20 protein-coding genes are annotated in these 20471 nt (G+C 37.5%); 10 read left to right on the top strand and 10 right to left on the bottom strand.

The genetic code is table 11. From position 1 onward, the window contains the following. Positions 1-2: 2 nt before the first annotated feature. On the bottom strand, positions 3-1064 hold the full coding sequence (locus tag HMPREF0877_RS04975) for a tRNA dihydrouridine synthase (RefSeq protein ID WP_002828154.1): 1062 nt from the start codon (positions 1062-1064) through the stop codon (positions 3-5). Positions 1065-1283: 219 nt separating this feature from the next. Between HMPREF0877_RS04975 and HMPREF0877_RS04970 the strand changes: the two genes are divergently transcribed. Both HMPREF0877_RS04970 and HMPREF0877_RS04965 read left to right on the top strand, forming a co-directional pair. Beyond that, positions 1284-2279 carry a YeiH family protein gene (locus tag HMPREF0877_RS04970; RefSeq protein ID WP_002828153.1) on the top strand — a complete coding sequence of 332 codons (996 nt, stop codon included), beginning with the start codon at positions 1284-1286 and terminating at the stop codon, positions 2277-2279. Positions 2280-2463: 184 nt separating this feature from the next. After that, positions 2464-3015, top strand: a complete 552-nt coding sequence (locus HMPREF0877_RS04965) for a 3'-5' exonuclease (RefSeq protein WP_002828152.1) — start codon at positions 2464-2466, stop codon at positions 3013-3015. Positions 3016-3018: 3 nt separating this feature from the next. Here HMPREF0877_RS04965 and HMPREF0877_RS04960 read toward each other — a convergent pair whose 3' ends face one another. Next, entirely contained in the window at positions 3019-3846 is an 828-nt protein-coding gene (locus tag HMPREF0877_RS04960) for a LysR family transcriptional regulator (RefSeq protein ID WP_002828151.1), read from the bottom strand. 112 nt (positions 3847-3958) lie between these two features. Between HMPREF0877_RS04960 and HMPREF0877_RS04955 the strand changes: the two genes are divergently transcribed. The 3 genes from HMPREF0877_RS04955 (at position 3959) to HMPREF0877_RS04945 (ending at position 7361) form a co-directional block, all read left to right on the top strand. Further along, positions 3959-4936 (top strand): TDT family transporter, encoded by a 978-nt coding sequence (locus HMPREF0877_RS04955; protein WP_002828150.1) that lies wholly within the window; start codon positions 3959-3961, stop codon positions 4934-4936. Between the two features lie 137 nt (positions 4937-5073). Next, positions 5074-5586 carry a GNAT family N-acetyltransferase gene (locus tag HMPREF0877_RS04950; RefSeq protein ID WP_002828149.1) on the top strand — a complete coding sequence of 171 codons (513 nt, stop codon included), beginning with the start codon at positions 5074-5076 and terminating at the stop codon, positions 5584-5586. A gap of 374 nt (positions 5587-5960) precedes the next feature. Continuing rightward, complete coding sequence (locus tag HMPREF0877_RS04945) at positions 5961-7361, top strand: APC family permease (RefSeq protein ID WP_002828148.1); 1401 nt, start codon at positions 5961-5963, stop codon at positions 7359-7361. 152 nt (positions 7362-7513) lie between these two features. Here HMPREF0877_RS04945 and HMPREF0877_RS04940 read toward each other — a convergent pair whose 3' ends face one another. Both HMPREF0877_RS04940 and HMPREF0877_RS04935 read right to left on the bottom strand, forming a co-directional pair. Further along, positions 7514-7906, bottom strand: coding sequence for a hypothetical protein (locus HMPREF0877_RS04940; RefSeq protein WP_040760612.1), 393 nt, complete (start codon positions 7904-7906; stop codon positions 7514-7516). After that, on the bottom strand, positions 7899-9218 hold the full coding sequence (locus HMPREF0877_RS04935) for a Y-family DNA polymerase (protein WP_002828146.1): 1320 nt from the start codon (positions 9216-9218) through the stop codon (positions 7899-7901). The genes HMPREF0877_RS04940 and HMPREF0877_RS04935 overlap by 8 nt, the downstream gene beginning before the upstream one ends. A 158-nt stretch (positions 9219-9376) precedes the next feature. Between HMPREF0877_RS04935 and HMPREF0877_RS04930 the strand changes: the two genes are divergently transcribed. Beyond that, positions 9377-10849: an MDR family MFS transporter gene (locus tag HMPREF0877_RS04930; protein WP_002828145.1), complete on the top strand. Its 1473-nt coding sequence runs from the start codon at positions 9377-9379 to the stop codon at positions 10847-10849. Positions 10850-10918: 69 nt separating this feature from the next. Here the strand turns inward: HMPREF0877_RS04930 and HMPREF0877_RS04925 are convergent, their stop codons facing one another. Both HMPREF0877_RS04925 and HMPREF0877_RS04920 read right to left on the bottom strand, forming a co-directional pair. Then, positions 10919-12766 (bottom strand): FAD/NAD(P)-binding protein, encoded by a 1848-nt coding sequence (locus tag HMPREF0877_RS04925; RefSeq protein ID WP_002828144.1) that lies wholly within the window; start codon positions 12764-12766, stop codon positions 10919-10921. Beyond that, positions 12763-13428 (bottom strand): NAD(P)H-hydrate epimerase, encoded by a 666-nt coding sequence (locus HMPREF0877_RS04920; protein WP_002828143.1) that lies wholly within the window; start codon positions 13426-13428, stop codon positions 12763-12765. The genes HMPREF0877_RS04925 and HMPREF0877_RS04920 overlap by 4 nt, the downstream gene beginning before the upstream one ends. 142 nt (positions 13429-13570) lie before the next feature. Here HMPREF0877_RS04920 and HMPREF0877_RS04915 point away from each other — a divergent pair, with 142 nt between their 5' ends. After that, entirely contained in the window at positions 13571-13909 is a 339-nt protein-coding gene (locus HMPREF0877_RS04915) for a hypothetical protein (protein ID WP_002828142.1), read from the top strand. Between the two features lie 116 nt (positions 13910-14025). Further along, the gene (locus tag HMPREF0877_RS04910) at positions 14026-14730 is read left to right on the top strand and encodes an MIP/aquaporin family protein (protein ID WP_002828141.1); all 705 of its coding nucleotides are present in this window, start codon (positions 14026-14028) and stop codon (positions 14728-14730) included. 68 nt (positions 14731-14798) lie between these two features. Here the strand turns inward: HMPREF0877_RS04910 and HMPREF0877_RS04905 are convergent, their stop codons facing one another. Next, positions 14799-16409 carry an ABC transporter permease gene (locus tag HMPREF0877_RS04905; protein WP_002828140.1) on the bottom strand — a complete coding sequence of 537 codons (1611 nt, stop codon included), beginning with the start codon at positions 16407-16409 and terminating at the stop codon, positions 14799-14801. Between the two features lie 16 nt (positions 16410-16425). Beyond that, positions 16426-17310 carry an ABC transporter ATP-binding protein gene (locus tag HMPREF0877_RS04900; RefSeq protein ID WP_002828139.1) on the bottom strand — a complete coding sequence of 295 codons (885 nt, stop codon included), beginning with the start codon at positions 17308-17310 and terminating at the stop codon, positions 16426-16428. A gap of 213 nt (positions 17311-17523) precedes the next feature. Here HMPREF0877_RS04900 and HMPREF0877_RS04895 point away from each other — a divergent pair, with 213 nt between their 5' ends. Continuing rightward, positions 17524-18123 carry a TetR/AcrR family transcriptional regulator gene (locus HMPREF0877_RS04895; RefSeq protein ID WP_040760754.1) on the top strand — a complete coding sequence of 200 codons (600 nt, stop codon included), beginning with the start codon at positions 17524-17526 and terminating at the stop codon, positions 18121-18123. A 500-nt stretch (positions 18124-18623) separates the two neighbouring features. On the opposite strand, the gene HMPREF0877_RS04890 is transcribed toward HMPREF0877_RS04895, so the two are convergent. Next, on the bottom strand, positions 18624-19109 hold the full coding sequence (locus HMPREF0877_RS04890) for a phosphatidylglycerophosphatase A (RefSeq protein WP_002828137.1): 486 nt from the start codon (positions 19107-19109) through the stop codon (positions 18624-18626). A gap of 57 nt (positions 19110-19166) precedes the next feature. Then, positions 19167-20087: an NADP-dependent oxidoreductase gene (locus HMPREF0877_RS04885; RefSeq protein WP_002828136.1), complete on the bottom strand. Its 921-nt coding sequence runs from the start codon at positions 20085-20087 to the stop codon at positions 19167-19169. Positions 20088-20273: 186 nt separating this feature from the next. On the opposite strand from HMPREF0877_RS04885, the gene HMPREF0877_RS04880 reads away from it, so the two are divergent. Then, positions 20274-20471: a DUF2188 domain-containing protein gene (locus tag HMPREF0877_RS04880; protein ID WP_040760608.1), complete on the top strand. Its 198-nt coding sequence runs from the start codon at positions 20274-20276 to the stop codon at positions 20469-20471.

Here is a 20471-nt window from a genome sequence, read left to right as displayed (position 1 = left end):
GGTTATTTTGTCGTAATTGCAATGGTGTCTGAGGCTTTTTGAGCAGCCCATTGTTCATCAAATTGATCAAGCAGTTCACGAACCTGAGTAGTGTTCGTAGTATCCATTAATGCAACTCGTAAATCAGAAGCATATGAAAAATGGCGTACATAGATTTTAAAGAAACGCTTTAACTTTTGGAAATGCATTGGACCAAATTCAGCAGTAAATTGGTCGTACAAGTCTAATTGCATACGCAATAGGGTAAGGGTTTCATCCAATGTATGCTCTTTGGGTGTTATTTCAAAAGCAAAGGGATTCTCAAAGATACCACGGCCAATCATAATGCCGTTAACACCAGGATGTTGTCGAACCAGTTCTAGTCCTTCGGTACGATCTTTAATATCGCCGTTAATTTGTAATAGTGTATTAGGGGCAATTTCATCGCGGAGTTGGATCAAGCGGTCAATGTATTCGAAGTGCGCCGGTACTTTTGACATTTCCTTACGAGTACGCATATGCACAGTTAGTAGTGGTACATCTTGTTTTAAGATAAATGGAATCCACTCTTCGAAAGTATCAATTTGATTGAAACCTAAGCGAGTTTTAACAGAAACTGCTAAACCAGCCTTTTTAGCGGCAACGATAATTTCTTCAGCCTTATCAAAATGGCGAATCAGGTCAGAACCACCACCATTTTTAACAACGGTAGCAGCAGGACATCCCATATTAATATCAACGGCTTCATAGCCACGTTCTTTTAAGTCAAAGCACGCAGCTTCAAAATCAATGGCACGATCACCCCATAATTGGGCAACCGGCATTTTTTCTGATTTATCAACGTGTAAACGACCTTGTACGGTAAACTTGGCCTTGGGGTGTGTGATGCTGCGTGCATTTGTAAATTCAGTGAAATAAACATCAGGGCCACCAGCTGCCGCAACGACACGACGGAAAACAGAATCCGTAACAGCTTCCATCGGAGCCATCGTGAAGAAGGGGATTGTTTCTAAGCCTGGAACAGCAGGATGTTTTTGTGCGTCATCAACGACTTTTTGCCAATAAGGAGATTTTACTTGGACCATTTCAAGTTCCTTTCTCAATGAAATATGTATTTTTTGATGTGCTAATTATTTTTTAAAACCTTATCCATATTAGCGACATTTCGCATAATTTTCAAGATATTAACTTCTTAAAAGTAAATAATAGACATATTTAGGGTAAATAATATGATTTTATCAGTGTGATGGTTAATAAGGTGTATAATAACTTCGGTTTGCTGTAAAAATTATTTAGGAGTTTACATGGTTATTAAAAAGAATATGATAGCAGGAATAATTTTAACATTTCTGTTAGCCTTAGTTGCAAAATTATTATCACCATTTTTACCAACATTAGGTGCGGAAGCATTGGCGATGTTAGCGGGAATCGTTTTAGGGAACACTGTTTTTATCAATCAGCGTTGGGGTGCCGGTGTTAAATGGGCTGAAAAATATCCAATTGAAATTGGTATTGCTTGCCTTGGATTAAATGTTACTTTGAAAAATATGGCATCACTGGGCTGGCAAGGTGTGTTGTTTATTTTACTACAAATGGCATTGACCATCTTTTTCGTAATGTGGCTTGGTGGTCGTGTTTTTAAAGTTGCACCCGCTTCAGCAATGTTAATGGGCGCAGGGAATGCTGTTTGTGGTTCTAGTGCGATTGCATCAGTTGCACCTGCTGTTGGGGCCACCGATGACCAGCGACGAACTTCTGTGGCCACGGTCTCACTAGCAGGTGTGGTTTTACTGTTTGTTTTACCAATTCTTGGACCAGCAGTGTTACCAAATAACATGATGGTTAGTGCGTTGATTGGTGGAACTGTCCAGTCAGTTGGACAAGTATCCGGAACCGCATCACTTGTTGGTGGTAGTGTTGTCACTTATGCACCAATCTTTAAAATGTTACGTGTGATTATGTTGTCAGTAGTGGTCATTTTTATGGCACGTCATGCTGCAAAATTATCAGCAGGAACTGATACAGCTATTAAAACAAAGATGGGTATTCCTTGGTTTGTGACGGCATTTATTATTTTTATGTTAATTAATTCATTTGTATCATTACCACATCTTGTGACACATACAGCACAAAGTATTACAAGTTTTTTTGGTATTGTTAACTTAGCTGGTATTGGATTGAATTTAAAATGGGCAACCATCAAATCATCTGGTGCTAAGTTCTTGGGTTATGGATTGGTAACGATTATTTTCCAAGTGGTTGTGGCAATTGCTTTAATTTACTTATTAATGCATGCTTAGTTAAATACAATTTTATCAAGGAGGGGTTGGAACATTTTCGTTTGTTCTAATCTCTCTTTTTATGTTATTTGAATAAAATTAGCTAATCCATTCAATAAAAAGAATTGATTTTCAAAGATAGCATGATTACTGTTAAAATGAACTTATCTAGCAGTAAATTATTTTTGGGGGTGAGAATTAAAGTATGTTGTTCACAAATTTAAAAAATTATGTCGTATTTGACTTGGAAATGAATGGTAGTAATCAGATTATTGAGATTGGTGCGATTAAAGTGACTGGATCCCAAAATATTGAAAAGTTTTCGGTCATAGTAAATAATCCACCAGTCGGTAGTGCTATGAAATCATTTAAGTACATTACGAAATCAATGGGTGGAAAAAATGGTTGGATTACGTTGGATATGATTAGCCATGGTATTTGTGAAGAACGCGCATTGAACCGGTTTATGCGCTTTGTTGGTGACTATGCAATTGTTGGTCATGCAATTGTTGATGGTGATGTTCAATTGATTAAAGAGGGACTACAACATAATAACCTCGGTAAATGGGACACACGTGGTAAATTATATGACACACAACAAATCCATGGCGCTATTGCAGGTAACCCCCAAGATATTTCATTAATGGATCTGGCAGAAATGTATGGCGTTGATTTAGGGGAGCAAAAACATCGGGCCTTACCGGATGCAAAAGAAACACTGGCAATCTTCTTGGCAATGAAAAAAGCATGGCGTTAGCTATTATTCAAGTGGCACACTTTGTTTTAATAATGTGTTGATTTTATAAGCTAATGATTTTTCTAAGTCATTAGCTGTGAGACTATATAGGGTTCTTTTGAAATGATCATTGATAATTGTATTGGGTAGATTATTAGGAATAACACTTTGAGACATGATGGTTTCGCCAATATCTTGCTGTACAAGAGAGATAATTAGTTCATTTCGATTAATTTGGATTGTTTTTTCTGGCATAATGCCATACTCTTGGAAGAATTGTTGCGTATAGTGGGCAATTCCTGATCCGGGTTCGCGAACTAACCAGGTACCCGTATGTTTCCCAATGCGTACGAGTTGATCATCTGCAATTTTTTTACGGTACATTTTTTCTGGGTCAATCAGGAGTGGTTTTTCAACCATGCCGATATCTAAGCTTTTTTGTTCTAATTGTTTCGCAATATAATTTGAATTACCAACGGTTACATGCCAGTCAATGGTGGGTAGCTTTTTTTGTGCAAGTTTCAAAAAGTTGGCGGCAAGCATTTGGGAAACTGTTTGGGAGAATCCAATACGAATTAACTTACGATTAGGAGTTGTTAAATGATCCAGTTGGTCTTGTGTCTCTTGCCAAATACTTCTGATTTTTAGAGCTTTTTCATACAGTAAATTGCCTTCAGCTGTCGGCTCGATTGTTCGATGTTGATCGCGGATAAATAAGGGATGGCCGATCGTTTTTTCTAGCCGTTGTATTTGAATTGAAATGGTTGGTTGCGTCACAAAGAGGGTTTTGGCAGCTAAAGAAAAACTTCTCGTTTCATAAACGATAATAAATGTTTCAAGATATTGATTCATATTTAGCTCCTTTTCTATTAATTATTTTTATAACTATTATATAAATGATTAATTTTATTTATCTTAACATGGAAGTTATACTAAAGGTGAAAAGAAGTTGGAGGAGAGAGTCATGATACAGACATTAAAGAAAATTCCAATGGCACTATGTGGTTTGATTTTAGGAATGGAAGCATTGGGCAATTTATTTATTATGAATAATTTTTCGATAATAGGTAATATTGTTGGTGTAGCAGGAATGTTATTGATGCTGCTGGTACTTGCCAAACTTATGCTTGTTTTTGGGAGTGCCTACAGTGAAATACTGAATCCAGTGGCAGCAGGAACATTACCAACATTTACAATGGCATTAATGTTAATGGCAATGTATTGGCACCGATGGGGATTTACACGTTTTGCGATTATTTTATGGTCTGTTGCAATTATCATTCATCTTGGCATTATGGCGGCCTTTTGTTGGCTGAACTTAATTAAAAATAAGCCACAGTTACAGGCGGTTTATCCTAGTTGGTTTGTGATGTTTGTTGGTATTGGTGTGATTCCAGTGAGTGCACCGATGTTTAATCTGACAATCGGTCAAATCTTTTTCTGGTTGGCATTAGCACTATATATCATTATTTTTCCAATTGTTATTTTTCGATTAATACGGATACAAGAAATGGTCGAAGGTGCGTTACCATTATTAACGATCATGGCCGCACCAGCATCGCTTTGTTTGACTGGATATTTAAATAGCTTTGGTCAAATTAATCATATTTTTGCCATTAGCTTGGCCATTTTTGCACAATGTTTATATTTTGCAACATTGTTTTTAATCGTAAGAATTTACATTTCTGCTAAACATTCAATGTTGAAATTTTATCCAAGCTTTGCGGCATTTACATTTCCGTTGGTCATTTCATCAACCGCTTTGACTGTATTATCAAATCAATTAAATCTGGCTAGTGGTTTAATGATTTTAGCAAGAATTGAATGGGTTGTTGCTACGTTGATGATTATTTATGTACTGGGTCATTATTTGAAATTCTTAGCTGGTTTAATGAAAGTAACGAGTACATCAAATGTCGTGGTAACCAATCCAAAAAAATAAATATATTATTCAAAAAAGGGTTGGGTTTTTGTTTTGAATTTGTTAATATAATGTTCTGCTATTTAATAATTAGTAGGTATTAAATAAGAAACGTTCTATGATTAGATAATTTAATTGTAGACGCGGAGGATACGATTATGTTGATGTACACAAGACCAGCCCAGCCAGAAGACTTTCCAGCAATTTGGGCTGCGTTTCAAGATGGCGTTGCATACTTGGGCGAGCAAGGCGCATCGCAATGGCAGGGCGAAGGTGCACCAGATAAGGCTTTATTTGAAAAAGATATCGCTAATGGCTGGGGAATTGTCCTGATTTATGATGGTCAAGTTGCTGGTTATGGCTCATTAGTACCAGGACCAGAAGAAGAGTACGAAATTCTACAAGGTGAATGGGTTGGCGATGAGCCAGAATATGTTGCTATTCACCGTGTAACAATTAATTCACACATTCGTGGGAAAGGTGTTGGCAAGACGCTGACACGAGATTTGGTTAATTTAGCTCGAGCTCGTGGTTATCGTGATATTCGTATTGATACATTTCCAGAAAATATCATTATGCAGAATGTTATTACGAAAACTGATTTCACATATAGAGGCATGGTACCGTTTGAATTTGGTGATCGCTTAGGTTACCAATTATTAGTAGATTAATATATTTATGAGATTTTTTTCATAAAACAATTGACTTTACATGTAAATGAGCTTAATATCTACAAGGTAAGCTAAAAGAAAAGGAAATGTAGATATGCAAAATTATTTGTCAGTAGCACAAGCGTTTAGTTACTTTACGTATTTCGGCTAGTCATCCGAAGTCTGCGTAGAGTTGTTTGCGCTGTACATTTGGATGACGGTAAAGTATCCAAATGTGTGACGGCAAGTAAGTAACTTGTAATGCATTGTCTGCATGTACACGTATTGGATACACTTATGTTATCCAGTGCGTGTTTTTTTATTGTTTTAGAATTTTTTCAGCATTGATGATGAATGGATTTTAGCATATTTTTCCGTGAAAGGGAGTTAGATAGATGGGAATGTGGCAGAGAATGTTTAAAAAGGAGTCGCTGGACACCTATATGCGTAGTGATGGTCATTTTGAAAAGTCATTAAATGCAAAAGATTTAATTGCTTTAGGAATTGGTGCAGTTATTGGTTCAGGAATTTTCGTTTTGCCCGGAACAGTTGCAGCTACTACAACAGGACCAGCAATTATTTTTAGTTTTATTTTAGCAGCTTTAGTATCTAGTTTGGTAGCGATGGCCTATTCTGAAATGTCAACAGCAATGCCAGTGGCCGGATCAGCTTACTCATATGGTAATGTGATTTTTGGTGAGGTCGTTGGTTGGGTATTAGGCTGGGCCTTAATTTTGGAATACATGTTAAGTGTGTCGGCTGTGTCAACAGGGTGGTCGGCTTACTTTGCTAACCTAATATCACCGTTAGTTAAGATTCCGACAGCCTTATCAGGCGCATATAATCCAGCAGGTGGTACCTATATCAACATTGTGGCGGTTATCATTGTTTTGTTAATTGGATTATTGCTACGAGGTGGCTTGCGACAATCAAAGCGTGTTGAAAATGCGATGGTTTTGTTCAAAGTTATTATTATTTTGGCATTTATCATCATTGGGTTTTTCTTTATCAAGAGTAGTAACTATCATCCATTAATTCCAAAACGCATCAATGGGGCATTTGGTTGGCAAGGAATTATTACAGGAACGTCAATGGTCTTCTTTGCATTCCTGGGATTTGACGCATTGTCATCGTCAGCAGCTGAGGTGAAGAATCCAAAACGTAATATGCCAATTGGTATTATTGGTACCTTGATTATTGCAGCAGTATTATATGGTATTATGGGTCTTGTTTTGGCGGGGATGGTACATTATACAAAGTTAAATGTTGCAGATCCGGCAGCTTTTGCATTGCAACAAGTCGGTCAAAATTGGGCATCACTGATTATTACAATTGGTGCCTTAATTGGAATGGCAACAATGATGTATACAATGACCTACGCTGCATCTCGTTTGATTTATGCAGTTGGTCGTGATGGCCTATTACCAGGTGGTGTTGGTAAATTAAACAAACAAGGTAACCCTAATCGTGCGTTGACTATTGCAACGATTGTTATTGCGTTGTTTAGTGGGTTAGTACCATTAGATAAATTAGTTGATTTGGTTAATGTTGGGACTTTGTTGGCGTTTGTTGTTGTATCATTAGGTATCTTACCATTACGTCATCGTAAAGATGTTAATCATGACGGTTACAAGATGCCAGGCTATCCCGTAATGCCAATAATTTCAGCACTATTATCAGCATTTTTGATTACACAATTACATGTTGAGACACTGATTGCTGCAGGAATTTGGTTTATTATTGGTATTATTCTATACACGACATATGGTGTTCGTCATTCAAGAATGAATCAATAATCTGCATATGAAAAACCTGAGATTTACGATGGCGTGATAAATTTCAGGCTGGTTAAAAGATTGAGATAAAAATTGTTAAAGGGTTGGAACAAAAGGAAATGTTCCGACCCTTTTTGTGCTAAAAATGGTATAAATCACGTGATACACTGGCTTCAAAACGAATTTTTACTTACCCACCATAGATTATTCTGCGGAATGAGTTGTTTGCCAATGATAATAGACTCGTCAGTATAGCCTATGACGGGACCAGTTATCATCGGTGGAATAATCCCAGTGTCTGATTGTGTATTTAATTGAGCGGTAACAGTATCGTTATGGGTGTATGCTTCAAATAAAATTTGAGCAATGGCTTCAGACGTCATTTCTGGTTGACGGATGCGGTTATTCGCATCAGTTATCTGGTGGGCTACCTTGTTAACATGTTCAGTATGGTCAGATAAGTAGTAGCCTTGCCACTTTACCATGCCACGATCATGATAATCATATTTAAAAAAATTTGTGGCTTGTTTTAGCGTTGTCTCATCAATATCGTCAGCTTTATCCATAAGCATTACCACCGTTATGTCCACCAACTAGACCAACACGATCGAGCATTGTACCACCTGCTAAACTCGAACTTTTAAAGATAGCATCAATGCCAAATTTCTTGCGAATCACATCAATCGTTGTATCTAATTGACGTTGTTTCACTAGGTCATCTGGTGAAACAAAGAGATCAAGTTGCTCATCACCAGCAGGTTCTAGACCATCAGCACTTACAGCAATATGACGAATGACTTCACCTTGGTAATGGGCAATGAAAAGTTGATGAAGTGCCTGCGTGATTGGATAATTAAGATTTGTTGGGGTTATTGTTACTTGTGCATGAAACCCCTGACTATTAATTGGATTATGATAACCAACTCCTAAGCCAAGCGAAATTTGATGGGCTATCAAATTTTTAGAGCGTAAACGACTAGCAATTTGTTCACCAATTTCTCTAATAATTACGGCGATTTCAGTAGGATTGTCATAATCACGTGGTAAAACTTGGCTATTGCTTAAAGAGTGACTTTTGGCGTGATATTTTTTCCTAACTAAACTACGATCGATCCCCCAAGCTAGTGCATAGAGTTCACTACCAATAACACCAAATTTTTCAATCAAATGGTACGGATTATGTAAAGCTAAATCTCGCATTGAAAATATACCTAAGCGATTAAGTTTTTTGGCTGTACGTGAACCAATGTGCCAAACATCAGATAGTTTTTCGATGGGCCATAAAAATTGTGGAATTGTTTCATAGTGCCACTCACCAATCAGGTTATGATCGTGTTTGGCGGTTAAATCAAGTGCTAGTTTAGCCATCGCAGGATTATCACCAATGCCAACAGAGGTGTAAATACCAGTTTTTTGTTTAACTTTTTTTTGAATGATGCGAGCTATTTGTTGTAGTGTTAAATTGTGACCATTGCCAAATTTTGAAATAATGTATTGATAACTATCAGTGATATCTAGAATAGATTCATCAATCGAATAAATATGAAGATCTTCATCAGCGACAAATTGACGATAGATATCATTAATTTCTTGATTTTTTTGTATGTAATAATTCATTCGTGGTTCAGCAATTAATAAATCTGGATGGTAAGGGACGTCTCTTCGTCGAGTAACATTGCTGATGCCAAGTACTTTTTTAGCCAATGGCGAAGCAGCAAGAACAAGACCACCATTTGTATTTTCTTGCTGGCTCATGACAACGAGCATTGTCTGTAAGGGGTGTTTATTACAAGCAACGCATTCCACACTAGCATAGAAACTTTTGGAGTCAATAACAAAAATAGCGCGTCTGGGCTCGTTTTGGTAAACATCAATCATAGGTACGGCCTCCTAATGTTAGTTTTAACTTAATATTAGGATAAACCTAACGTTAGAGGTTTGCAAGCGTTGGTTTGATTAGATGTCGCTTGTGGTCGTTGTCTACCGTGTGATAAGATTGGTTGTTATGGAATTTATAGGGAATAGGAGCAGTAGTTTTGGAGAAGGAAAAAACGAATAAAGGTATGGTAACATTGGCCTTATTCATCGCAACGTTTTTAAGTGCGGTAGAAGGGACAATCGTATCCACAGCGATGCCTACCATTGTCGGTGACCTAGAGGGTATTTCAATAATGAATTGGGTGTTTTCAATTTTTTTATTGACAAGTACTCTGACTACACCAATTTATGGGAAATTAGCTGATAATATTGGTCGTAAACCAATATTTATTGCTGGGTTAGTTATATTTTTAACAGGTTCGGTATTAAGTGGCTTTTCGGGCAGTATGCCACAATTAATTATTTGGCGTGCGATCCAGGGAATTGGTGCAGGGGCTATTTTACCAATTTCAAATACGATTATTGCCGATATTTATCCACCTGAAAGACGTGCACAAATTATGGGAATCAATAATTCAGCCTGGGGAATAGCCTCCGTGGTTGCGCCATTGTTAGGTGGCTTAATTGTTGATAATTTTAGTTGGCGTTGGGTGTTCTTTATTAATTTGCCATTTGGCTTATTATCAATGATTTTGATTTTACTATTCCTTAAAGAGGAAAAACATGCTACCAAAGGACATTTGGATATTTGGGGCATCGTTTGGTTATCGATGACGATTTCAGGTATCTTATATGGTGTTGAATTAATTAATAAAGCGCAAATTAATTGGATAATGGTGCTAATTGTCTTTATTGTAGCCGTTACTTGTTGTTTATTATTTGTTAAGCAGGAAAAAAGAGCTGCAGATCCAATTATTTTATTAAATTTGTTTAAAAACAAGACGTTTGTCATTCAAAATTTTGCAGCTGGTATGATGGCAATTTTCTTAATTGCTTATGAAGTATACGTGCCATCATGGACACAAGGGATTTTAGGATTACCAGCAACCTTTGCTGGGTTTGCAACGACACCTAGTTCGATTTTTTGGATCGTTGGGTCATTTATTGCCGGTAAGATGTTGTCACGGCTAACACCACAAAAGATTTTAATGATTAGTATGGGTTTGTTAGTTGTTACTGGAACAATCTTAGCATTCTTGCCAGCAAACACACCGTTTATTGTGTTCTTAATCATTGGTGTCTTTTTAGGAACCGGTTTTGGTATTACAGTGACTGGGTCAACAATTATTTCACAGAGTGTCGTATCACTTAAACATATTGGTATGGCAACATCATTTAATACTTTGGTTCGTAGTTTGTCACAAAGTATTTTTATATCAATTTTTGGCATTGTTATGAATCAATCTTTGCAAGATGGTGTCGCACAACACTCAGATAAACACGTAACGGTGGATATGTTTAATAAAATGATTAATCCACATACAGTTGATGAGTTGCCAAATAATCTTGTGCCAATTATGCATAATATTTATCACACAGGACTACGTAATATTTTTATTGTTGCTGTTATATGCATGGTTTTAGCCTTTGTATATAATCTAAAACACCAGGATCAAGGTGTTGTCCAATAATTAATATATTTTTAGCAAAAAAAAGTTGGAACAAAATTGTTGTTCCAACTTCTTTTTTTATTAATCTATTTATTTGAAAATTGTTTGCGCGATGTTTTCGGCATCGTATAGATTCTTATCGCTAATTCCTGGACGTGGAGAGAAGGTTGTAAACCATGACCAACCTTCCGTTGGAACTCCCCAAATAAATAAGCCAGGGACTTCTTGGTCATTTGTATCAATGGCTGTCATTGTTTGTTTATTCATCCGTGTACCGCCAACAGAATAGGTTGTGCCATCTGATTTTGTATATGTTGCTTCACTTAGGATGCCCTTTTCACGTAGATTGCTCATCAATGGATTGATGGTATGTGCCAGTGAAGGTGCCGATAGGTGCGCTTCAACTAAATTATCAACGGTCCACTTGTTGTTACGATTGTCACTGGCAACAAAGTGGTTATCCTGAATAGTTGCACTAAGGCCAGGACCAGCAACAGTTAGCAAACCTGTTTCAATCAAGGCACGCATTTGCTCAATGCGTAAAATTGGTGGTCCAACAGAAATTAAGGTATTTAGTGGATTAAAGTGCTTCAAAAACTTGTCGTATTCATCAGCGTTTAGATAACCAGCATCTAAGTAATGACGAATGACCGAACGAATATCACGAAGCATGTCAAAAGCACCAGCATAAGGCGCATCGTTATTTCCCTTGTAGGCATCATTGATATCCCAAGTTAAGTAGTTCATCATGAAATCGCTATATTCAACTTCTTCAGGAACATCAGCCACTGGATTTAAGATACGTTGCCAGTCCATGATGTACTCCTCTGCGACACCATATTGACGCGCAGTTTTGTTCAAATCGTCACTTTCAGCAAGTGCGGTCATAAAGTGGTCAGCATTGAACGGCCAAGTAATACCAAAGTCGTTGATTGTATTACGATAATGCTTGTATTCTAGCTCCTTTTTCAATAATTTGAAAAAATCAGCATAGGATAATTGACCATTATTGGCAGTGGCTAACTCATCAAGGTTTTTATTTGTAAAGAATAATGGTTGATAACCTTCGTTAATTTTTTGATTAATACCACGAGCATGTAAGGGTAATCCGTGACGAGAACCAGCAATAATATGTGGCTCTTTACCAGATGGTAAGTAATAAAGCACGCCATTGTTGTCACGTGCAAAGCGACCACCACGATCAATTGTCAATTTAGCTAAATAGTCAAAAAAACTTAGTCCTAGTCCACGAAGGACCACTTTTTGACGGGCAGGAATATCATCTAAATTAGCCTCTGCAGGATGCGTGGGACCAATGTAAAGCATGTTTGCATGTTCATTAGCGGCATCTGCAAAAGTTTGTTGTTCTTCTGATAATTTATTGTCGACCATACCGGTTGACATCACAACTTTATCAGCCATAAAGCTTGTGCCATCGTCTAAAGTAATCTCATACTGATCATCTTGTGGTGTAACATCTAAAATCATTTTACGTTCGTAGGATAGCATGACATTACTAGGAACCTGTGTTCCGAGACGTTCATAAAACCATTGACTATAAACACCAAATAAGGCACGAGAAGTAAATCGATTAGGATTTATTCGGGCGATTTCATCAAGAAAATGTTCACCATTAACAAAGTGGCGACGCTGAACATATTCTTTACCATAGGTAATTGCCCATTCATAAAAATTTGGACCATAGGTAGCCGTGGCTGCATGGTTGGGCACTGAGGGATCTGGGAACAAAGTTAATTGACGAGTAACTGTGTTCATAAGGAAAAGTGGATTTTGATCCGGATTCCAAACACGACCCCCAATGGGAAAACTGTCGTATAAAGTAATATCTACAGGCTTTGTTGTTTCTTTTGCATAAGCCATCAGACGTTCTAGTAGGGTTAAGTTGCGTGGTCCGGCACCAACTAATACAATCTTCATTGGTTGCTGCTCTCTTTCTTAAAATTTGATAATTCTTCTGGGGAATAGACGCCAATATCTTTAACATAGATATTGCCAGCACGTTTCAGTCCTTCATTCTGTAGTAATCCCTTTTTAGGGTAGGCAAAAGTGACCGTAGCTGATGCGCGGATAGCAGATCCTAAAATCGCACCAGATGTTGCGTTCAGACCGGATGGGATGTCAATTGAGACGACCGGAATGTTAGCAGCATTAACGCGTTTGATGATTTCGCCTAATTTAACGGGGACAGGCTTTGATAGACCGGCACCAAATAGGGCATCTACAATCACGGTATAGTGGCGGAAATCGCGAACACGATTATGTGGCGTGATACCATACTTACGCGCAATATCTAGTTGTTTAGCAGTATTAGGTGTTGCACGATGTTCATCACCGAGTAGTAATAAATCAACATTTACACCTTTTTGTGCCAACATGCGTGTGACCGCAATACCATCACCACCATTGTTACCTAATCCAGCAATGACGAGGACGTTGGTTAAGTCAAAAGTACCTGCACCGAGTACTTCCATCACAGAGATGGCTGCTCGTTCCATTAAGACTAGGGGATGGACACCAATTTCATCAGTGGTGTAGTGACTAAATCGTTGCATTTCTTGTGCAGTGACTGATTCAATCATGAAAAGCAATCTCCTTTAATTTTTTTTATTTTAATAGTTAATTATGACGTTCAGTGTTTATTATATCGCAACTGACTGTTAAAATGTTTCTAGTGCAATGTTTTTTTACATTAAGTAGGCAAAATTAGTAAAGGAGATAGAGATGGATACGCAAAAAATTCCGGAAGATATGCAAGATGTCCGTGACCGTGTTGCTTTAATGGCGGGACGTGGATTCACAGTATCTGAAGAAGATGTCATCAAAGAAGCATTGAAATTAGGCTTTCAATCAATCGTAGATGAAAAAATGGATGGTAACTATTATACTGTGCGTTGGGATGAATCATTTCATGATTTGCAAGTCCTTGGTATTGATAATGAACTGGTTGGTTCAGCAACGCCAAAGGATGATGGGCCTGATTTTATCAAGCAATTCGAAATTAATGCAACGAATACATGGTTTACTTTAGATAAAGAGGCACTTGCGATTATTGGACGCTAAGTTTAAAAATTAGTTAATAAAGCTGAATTTAAGTGCAATAGTGTTATATAGTTAGAGTTAGTTATTTATTTTGTTATTAAAAACAAGTCAATCTCATTTAAGGAGCAATTATTTTTATGGAAAGTAATACACGTAAATACCTAGCAGAGTTCTTTGGAACTTTGTTGTTAGTTGCCGTTGGTACTGGTGCAGTTGTTTTGGTCGGCGTACAAACCGGTCCACTTCCTGTTGCCTTAGCCTTTGGTATCGCCTTAGCTGCTGGTGCCTACGCTTTTGGCCCAATTTCAGGTGGTCACTTCAATCCAGCCGTTTCATTAGGAGCAGCCATTAACGGTCGTATTTCATGGAAGGACTTTGTTGGCTATGTTATTGCACAATTGATTGGTGGATTAGCTGGTTCAGCAATTGTCTGGGCAATTATGAAGGGTGTTGGTGCAAGCGCAGCAATGATTAAGCAAGTTGGTTTTGGTCAAACTGACTATACCACACCAGTTTCATTTTTCGGCGCAACAGTTATTGAGTTGATTTTGACATTCTTCTTTGTACTAGTAATTTTGATGGTTACTTCAAAGAAGGCTGAAGGTGCTTCAGTTGCTGCACCAATGATCATTGGTTTGACATTGGCTGCATTGATTACAGTTGGTATCTCAGTGACAGGTGCTTCATTGAACCCTGCACGTTCACTTGGTCCAGCCGTATTCTTCGCAATGTTTGGTTCAGCAACTTCATTAACACACGTTGCTGCATATTTCATTGGACCTTTGGTCGGTGGTGCTTTGGCAGCCTTGGTTGCTAAGTACGGTCTTGGTTCAGAAGAATAATTAATTATAATAAATGACAATAGAAAACCACTTGTTAGGCAATTTTGTACTAACAAGTGGTTTTTATTTTATCCAATTTTTAAATCACGACGTTGATAGCCAAAGTAACCAATAATAATGAAAATAACACCGATTACTAGGATGATTAACCAAGGCGTGAAGTTGAAATCTTTAACCGGCATGGTCGCAAACCAATTGAGTGCAGATGTGTTTGATAACCAATCAGGCAAGTTTAATAAATCTTTGAAATAAGACAGTATAGCAGCGTAAATCAAGTATAGATAAGTTAGTTTATTTATTCTTGGTAACCAACCAATCAATATAGAACTGATACCAATTAGCAGTATGCTAAAAGGAAACATATTGAAACCAGATGCGATGAAGTCCATTAGTGATAGATCAAAGTTCTTATGGATAGACCATATTGCTGTTAATCCTAGTCCTCCTGTGGCGAGTAGAGTGCCGATGAGACTTGTTAGGACAGCGAGCATAATGGTCGTGCCAAAAAGGCGTGTTCGGGTCACTTTAGTAACGAATAGCTGGTCAAGATGGCCGCGAGTCTCTTCCGTGAACAGCTTATTAACGAGTAAGGTGGGTAAAACGGCCACTAGAGCCATCAAAACAACAATGATTGTACTAGTAAATGATGCTTCGATTGATATATTATTGTGAACAAATAGCTGGCCAATTAAGCCACTGTTAGTAATAAATTTATGCATGTCGCCGTATATTGAACCATAGACAATACCTAAAAAGGTTGTCCCCAAAAACCATGCTAGTATAGTGCCGTTACTTAGGTGCCATAAAAGTCCCGTTACTGACTGTAAACTAAAACCAGCATGGGTGTGACCACTACGATCAGGTAGATAGCCTGTGCCCAAATCCCGATGACCTTGAAGAATCAATGTCACAATGAACAGAACAATGACGAAAATAGCACCATAGATAAGCAGTGACCAATTATTTTTTGTAAATGGAAAGGTCAAATATGTCCAGCTGAATGGGTTAATGTAAGATAGATGGATATTTGATGAATCACTATAAGCACGAAGCGCATAAAGTAAACCAATAAAACTCATTGTACTGGCATTACTATTGCTTGCAGATTGAAAAAATTGGGCAAAAAATAGTGTCAATATGGCACCGAGCATACCAGCAAATCCGATACTAGCAGCAAATAACAAAATTCCTTCAATACTAAAATGACTATTATGGAAGCTCATCATAAACAAAGCCATCAGACCAACCAAGCAGAGGTTAATTAGTAGTGTTTCACACGTAACAGCTAATGTACTAGCATATCTACCGACTCGATATGAACGAATTAATTCGGTTAAGCCTGATTCTTCTTCTTTTCTGGTACGACTATTTACGTGGATAGCTGAGATAACCATTGAGATGATGACACTAAACATCAACATTTTACTAACGTACATACCACCAACGGTATAATCAACGGCATGTTGGACGGGTAATGGACCAACAAGGGCAATCATTGCTGGGTTTTTCATTGTTTCATAGAGACCAATAAGGGCAGAACCCTTTGAAACATCGGTAATCGCAGTAATGTAACTACTACAAAAAATACTTAATCCAATAACCCAAAGGGCAATCTTTAACCAATCTCGTCTCAGATAGTGCCGTAATAAAACGATAGTATTTGCAAATTTTTCAGACATATCTATTGCCTCCTTATCATTGATAGTGACGCAAGAAGAGGTCTTCTAGAGTTGGTGGTACAATGTCAATTTTCTTAATGCCGAGTTTCGTCGCATGAACTAAAATTTCGTTAATTGCAGTACTATCTGCCGAAAATGTGGCAGCATTATCTGTGGTTGCATTAAAATCATGGACAGAAGTTAATGACTTTAATGAGTTAACAGGTTGACTCGTCTCTAGGGTGATGGTTGAACGGGTGAGATGACGTAGATCGGCTAATGAGCCGGATTCAACAACTTTTCCTTGTTTAATAACAACTATTTTTGTGGCCAGGTGTTCAACTTCACTTAAAATATGGGATGAAAGCAAGATGGCTTTGCCAGCTTGTTTTAGTTCATTAACTTCCTGTTGGAAAATAGTCTCCATTAATGGATCTAATCCAGAAGTTGGTTCGTCAAAAATATATAACTCTGCATCAACTGATAAGGCGGCGATTAGGCCGACTTTTTGACGATTCCCTTTGGAGTAACTACGGGATTTCTTTTTAGGATCTAACTCAAAACGTTTAATTAAGCGATCACGTTTGGCTTTATCTCCCTTACCATGTAATTTGATGAACAAATCAATAATCTCACCACCAGTTAGATTTCCCCATAGATTCACATCCCCCGGGACGTATGCGATATTTTCATGGATTGCTAAGCTGTTTTGCCAAACGTCTTTTTGGAATATTTTAGCATCTCCTCCAGAACGTTTAATTGCACCAAGTAAAATTCTGATCGTTGTTGACTTTCCAGCACCATTTGGCCCAATAAAGCCAACAACTTCACCACGATCAATAGTAAAAGATACATCTGAAAGAGCTTGAAATTTACCAAAATTTTTTTGCAAATTAGTAATACTTACAATTTCATCTGTCATAATCGTTCTCCTTAAAGACATAAATAATGTCATTCATTATGATGATTTTTCTATATTATAGTAATGCTAAAAATCATGGTCAATTAAAAGACGGGTAGGTTATGAACTAATATTATGTTGATAGTTCATAAAATGGTCCTATAATATAGAAAGAAAATTATGGACTTTTTGAAGATTAATTTATCAAAATATATTCCAGGAGAAAAAAACAAAATGAACGGATTTGACAAACGTCAGCAACAGAAAAAACAGCAAATTTTACAAGCCGCTTTTGATTTAATGAACACTGATCGTGGTATAAAAAATATTAAAATTGAGGATATAGTTGAACAGGCAAACGTCAGTAAAACATCAATTTTTAACTATTTTGGTAACAAGGAAAATGTTATACAAGAAGTGTTTAAACAATTTATAAATCAGATGACTGCAGAAGCAACGGCAATTATTAATCGTGATAATTCATTCGAAGAAACTTTCATTGCATTGAGTTTAAACAAAGCACGCTTATTACAAAAAATAAATCGGCAGTTTTATTTAGATATGATGGCCTATATGGTTTCGAAACAAGGTAGTGATATATCAATATTAATGAATGAGTATACGCATATAACGTCAAATATGATAATAGATTTGTTTGCTCGCGGGCGTAAAGAAGGGAAAATTGATTCAAAGTATTCGGATGAGTTTTTATTGCTTTACATCCAATCATTTGTAGAAGGCGTGTCAAATCCCAAAATTTATGAACAAGTTTTACCCTATATTTCAGAATGGACAGAAGTATTCTTGAAGGGTTTTGCGCCAGTTAATAAGTGAAGTTCTAAAATCAAAATAAAATACCAAGGTTGAATGATAACGTTCTACCTTGGTATTTTTTATTGAAATTTTGATTGTGTTGGACTCCAAAACGGTAGCTCATCAGCTCTTTCATAAACGCGATAAATTTTCTTTCCAGTAAATATAAGTCATAAACACGCCGTAATGCCTACGCAGTCGCTACGGCGAATACGACGCATTTACGCCTTATATCTACTTCCAAAAGCGAAAATTTATCAGCTCTGTATAAACGCGCTCCAACAAGCAACATTCCTTATATAAGTCCAATTTTGACCCAGCCGCTTACAGCGCCAGGGCGCAAAACAGGCCTTATACCGGAATGCTAAACGCTTGTTGTCACGCTCTGTATAAACGCGATAAGCTACCAGTCCGTCAAAAAAAATAAGCAATCAATATGTCACACGCCTACGCAGTCGCTACGGCAGCGCGCCAAATTGATTACTTATTTTGGACTCCAAAACGGTAGCTCATCAGCTCTTTTAATCATGTGCGATTCTTGCTTCAGCGGCGGCAGCGATTGCTGCGACGATATCATCAATGAAGGTATTTACACGACCACCGTTATGTTGTTCGTCATTTAATTTACCAACGATACCGGGCTTTAAGCGGTCCAGGTAGCCGAAGTTTGTCCATGAAATCGTGCCATAGACTCCCAAAATAGACATGACAAGTTGTTCATCGATACCGTACGTCCCGTGATCACCACTAATACGCTCTTGTAATGGATTTGGTAACTGTTTGGCCTCGGCAACATCATCAAGTGCTAAGCCGGTCATTACCGCATCTTGAACTTCAGTTTTGTGTAAAACATGTTGTACAGAGTCAATTGCTGTAGCCATTGATAAATCAGGAATATGGTCTTTTTGACCATCTACAACTAATTCAGCGATTTCAGGTAATTCGACACCGCGGTCTTTTAACATTTTAACAACATCTTCATAGTAATCACGCTCAGTAAATAACATTTTCCATTATGCTCCCTCGTTTGACAATGGCACTATTGTATCAAAAAGCCGACTCTTTTAAAATGTGTCGAATGTTAAAACAGTTTTTCCTTGCAATGAATGTTGCCGAGCTTGCTCATGAACATTGCGCAGGTTAGTTAAGGTAAATGGTAATATCTGACCAATTCGAAGTTTAATTTTCCCTGTAACCATGTCTGCAAATAATGCCTCAAGATTTGGTCGTTTACCGTCTGAGAAGGTGTTAGCAGCATCAATATCAAAAGCCGAAAGGGCAGCCTCGTCTAGTCCAGCAAGGCCACGTAGAATACCACCGGATTTTAAGATTTTTGCTGATTGTACAGAAACTGAGCCACCAATAGTATCTAATACTGCATCAAAACCAGATAATTCATTTTCATATGCTGTATGATAGTCAACTGGCGTTACATCCCCAAACGATTTGAGATAATCGAAGTCAGCTGGCTTAGCAGTGGCATATACTTGCGCACCAATATTTAAAGCAGCTTGCACAGCAACTGAACCAACTGAACCTGCACCACCTTGAATTAGTACTTTTTGTCCAGGTTGGACATTTAAATCACGATGAATCATTTGATAACCGGTAGCAGCTCCAATGACAGCAGCTACAGCATGAACATCATCAATACCATCTGGAACTTTTGTTGCAACAGATTGACCAACTGGGACTAATTCGGCATATGTCTTTTGATGGCGAGTAGCAGCGATGCGGTCACCAACTTTAAAATCAGTGACATCTGATCCGATAGCAACAACTTCACCGACAACACTTGAACCAGGAATTAATGGTAGTTCTTCTGAAATTCCCATCTTGCCAGCAATGAACTTAACGTCGTAAGGATCGATGGCTACAGCATGATTTTTAACCAAAAGCTGTTTTTTTAATAACTTTGGTGTGTCAGTATCGATTTCATTTAAGCCAGCTACTGGACCATAATTTTCTAATTGAATAGCTTTCATAAAAATTTCCCCCTAGTTTCTCTTATATGACTATAGTCTAACCTAATTTCATTGGTGAGACAAAAGACCAAATTAATTTATCTTATCAAAAAGGTAAGTTAGAATAGCACTATAGACAGTCAGGTAATTTCATTCTGATTATTATTTACAAGCGGATTAGTGATTATGCCAAAGGAGATGTTTATCATGCCATGGACAAACAAAAATTACCCAGATTCATTGAAAAATCTTAAACCGACAGTACGAAATAAAGCGATTGAAATCATGAATGCGTTACAAAGAGAAGAGAAATATAATGAGCAACGGATTATTGCGATAGCAACTAAAAAAGCTGAAGAGTGGTATCAAAATGACCATCCGAATGCTTCTGTCTATAAAAAGTGA

It is taken from the genome of Weissella paramesenteroides ATCC 33313 (assembly GCF_000160575.1).
Classification (GTDB): Bacteria; Bacillota; Bacilli; order Lactobacillales; family Lactobacillaceae; genus Weissella; species Weissella paramesenteroides.
Note: the sequence above shows the minus strand (reverse complement) of the source record. Positions and strands in the feature narration are given on the sequence as shown.

Coding starts and splice junctions, on each gene's coding strand:
- HMPREF0877_RS04975 (WP_002828154.1), bottom strand. CDS start 1,064: ATGGTCCAAGTAAAATCTCCTTATTGGCAAAAAGTCGTTGATGACGCA.
- HMPREF0877_RS04970 (WP_002828153.1), top strand. CDS start 1,284: ATGGTTATTAAAAAGAATATGATAGCAGGAATAATTTTAACATTTCTG.
- HMPREF0877_RS04965 (WP_002828152.1), top strand. CDS start 2,464: ATGTTGTTCACAAATTTAAAAAATTATGTCGTATTTGACTTGGAAATG.
- HMPREF0877_RS04960 (WP_002828151.1), bottom strand. CDS start 3,846: ATGAATCAATATCTTGAAACATTTATTATCGTTTATGAAACGAGAAGT.
- HMPREF0877_RS04955 (WP_002828150.1), top strand. CDS start 3,959: ATGATACAGACATTAAAGAAAATTCCAATGGCACTATGTGGTTTGATT.
- HMPREF0877_RS04950 (WP_002828149.1), top strand. CDS start 5,074: ATGTTGATGTACACAAGACCAGCCCAGCCAGAAGACTTTCCAGCAATT.
- HMPREF0877_RS04945 (WP_002828148.1), top strand. CDS start 5,961: ATGGGAATGTGGCAGAGAATGTTTAAAAAGGAGTCGCTGGACACCTAT.
- HMPREF0877_RS04940 (WP_040760612.1), bottom strand. CDS start 7,906: ATGGATAAAGCTGACGATATTGATGAGACAACGCTAAAACAAGCCACA.
- HMPREF0877_RS04935 (WP_002828146.1), bottom strand. CDS start 9,218: ATGATTGATGTTTACCAAAACGAGCCCAGACGCGCTATTTTTGTTATT.
- HMPREF0877_RS04925 (WP_002828144.1), bottom strand. CDS start 12,766: ATGAAGATTGTATTAGTTGGTGCCGGACCACGCAACTTAACCCTACTA.
- HMPREF0877_RS04920 (WP_002828143.1), bottom strand. CDS start 13,428: ATGATTGAATCAGTCACTGCACAAGAAATGCAACGATTTAGTCACTAC.
- HMPREF0877_RS04915 (WP_002828142.1), top strand. CDS start 13,571: ATGGATACGCAAAAAATTCCGGAAGATATGCAAGATGTCCGTGACCGT.
- HMPREF0877_RS04910 (WP_002828141.1), top strand. CDS start 14,026: ATGGAAAGTAATACACGTAAATACCTAGCAGAGTTCTTTGGAACTTTG.
- HMPREF0877_RS04905 (WP_002828140.1), bottom strand. CDS start 16,409: ATGTCTGAAAAATTTGCAAATACTATCGTTTTATTACGGCACTATCTG.
- HMPREF0877_RS04900 (WP_002828139.1), bottom strand. CDS start 17,310: ATGACAGATGAAATTGTAAGTATTACTAATTTGCAAAAAAATTTTGGT.
- HMPREF0877_RS04895 (WP_040760754.1), top strand. CDS start 17,524: ATGAACGGATTTGACAAACGTCAGCAACAGAAAAAACAGCAAATTTTA.
- HMPREF0877_RS04890 (WP_002828137.1), bottom strand. CDS start 19,109: ATGTTATTTACTGAGCGTGATTACTATGAAGATGTTGTTAAAATGTTA.
- HMPREF0877_RS04885 (WP_002828136.1), bottom strand. CDS start 20,087: ATGAAAGCTATTCAATTAGAAAATTATGGTCCAGTAGCTGGCTTAAAT.
- HMPREF0877_RS04880 (WP_040760608.1), top strand. CDS start 20,274: ATGCCATGGACAAACAAAAATTACCCAGATTCATTGAAAAATCTTAAA.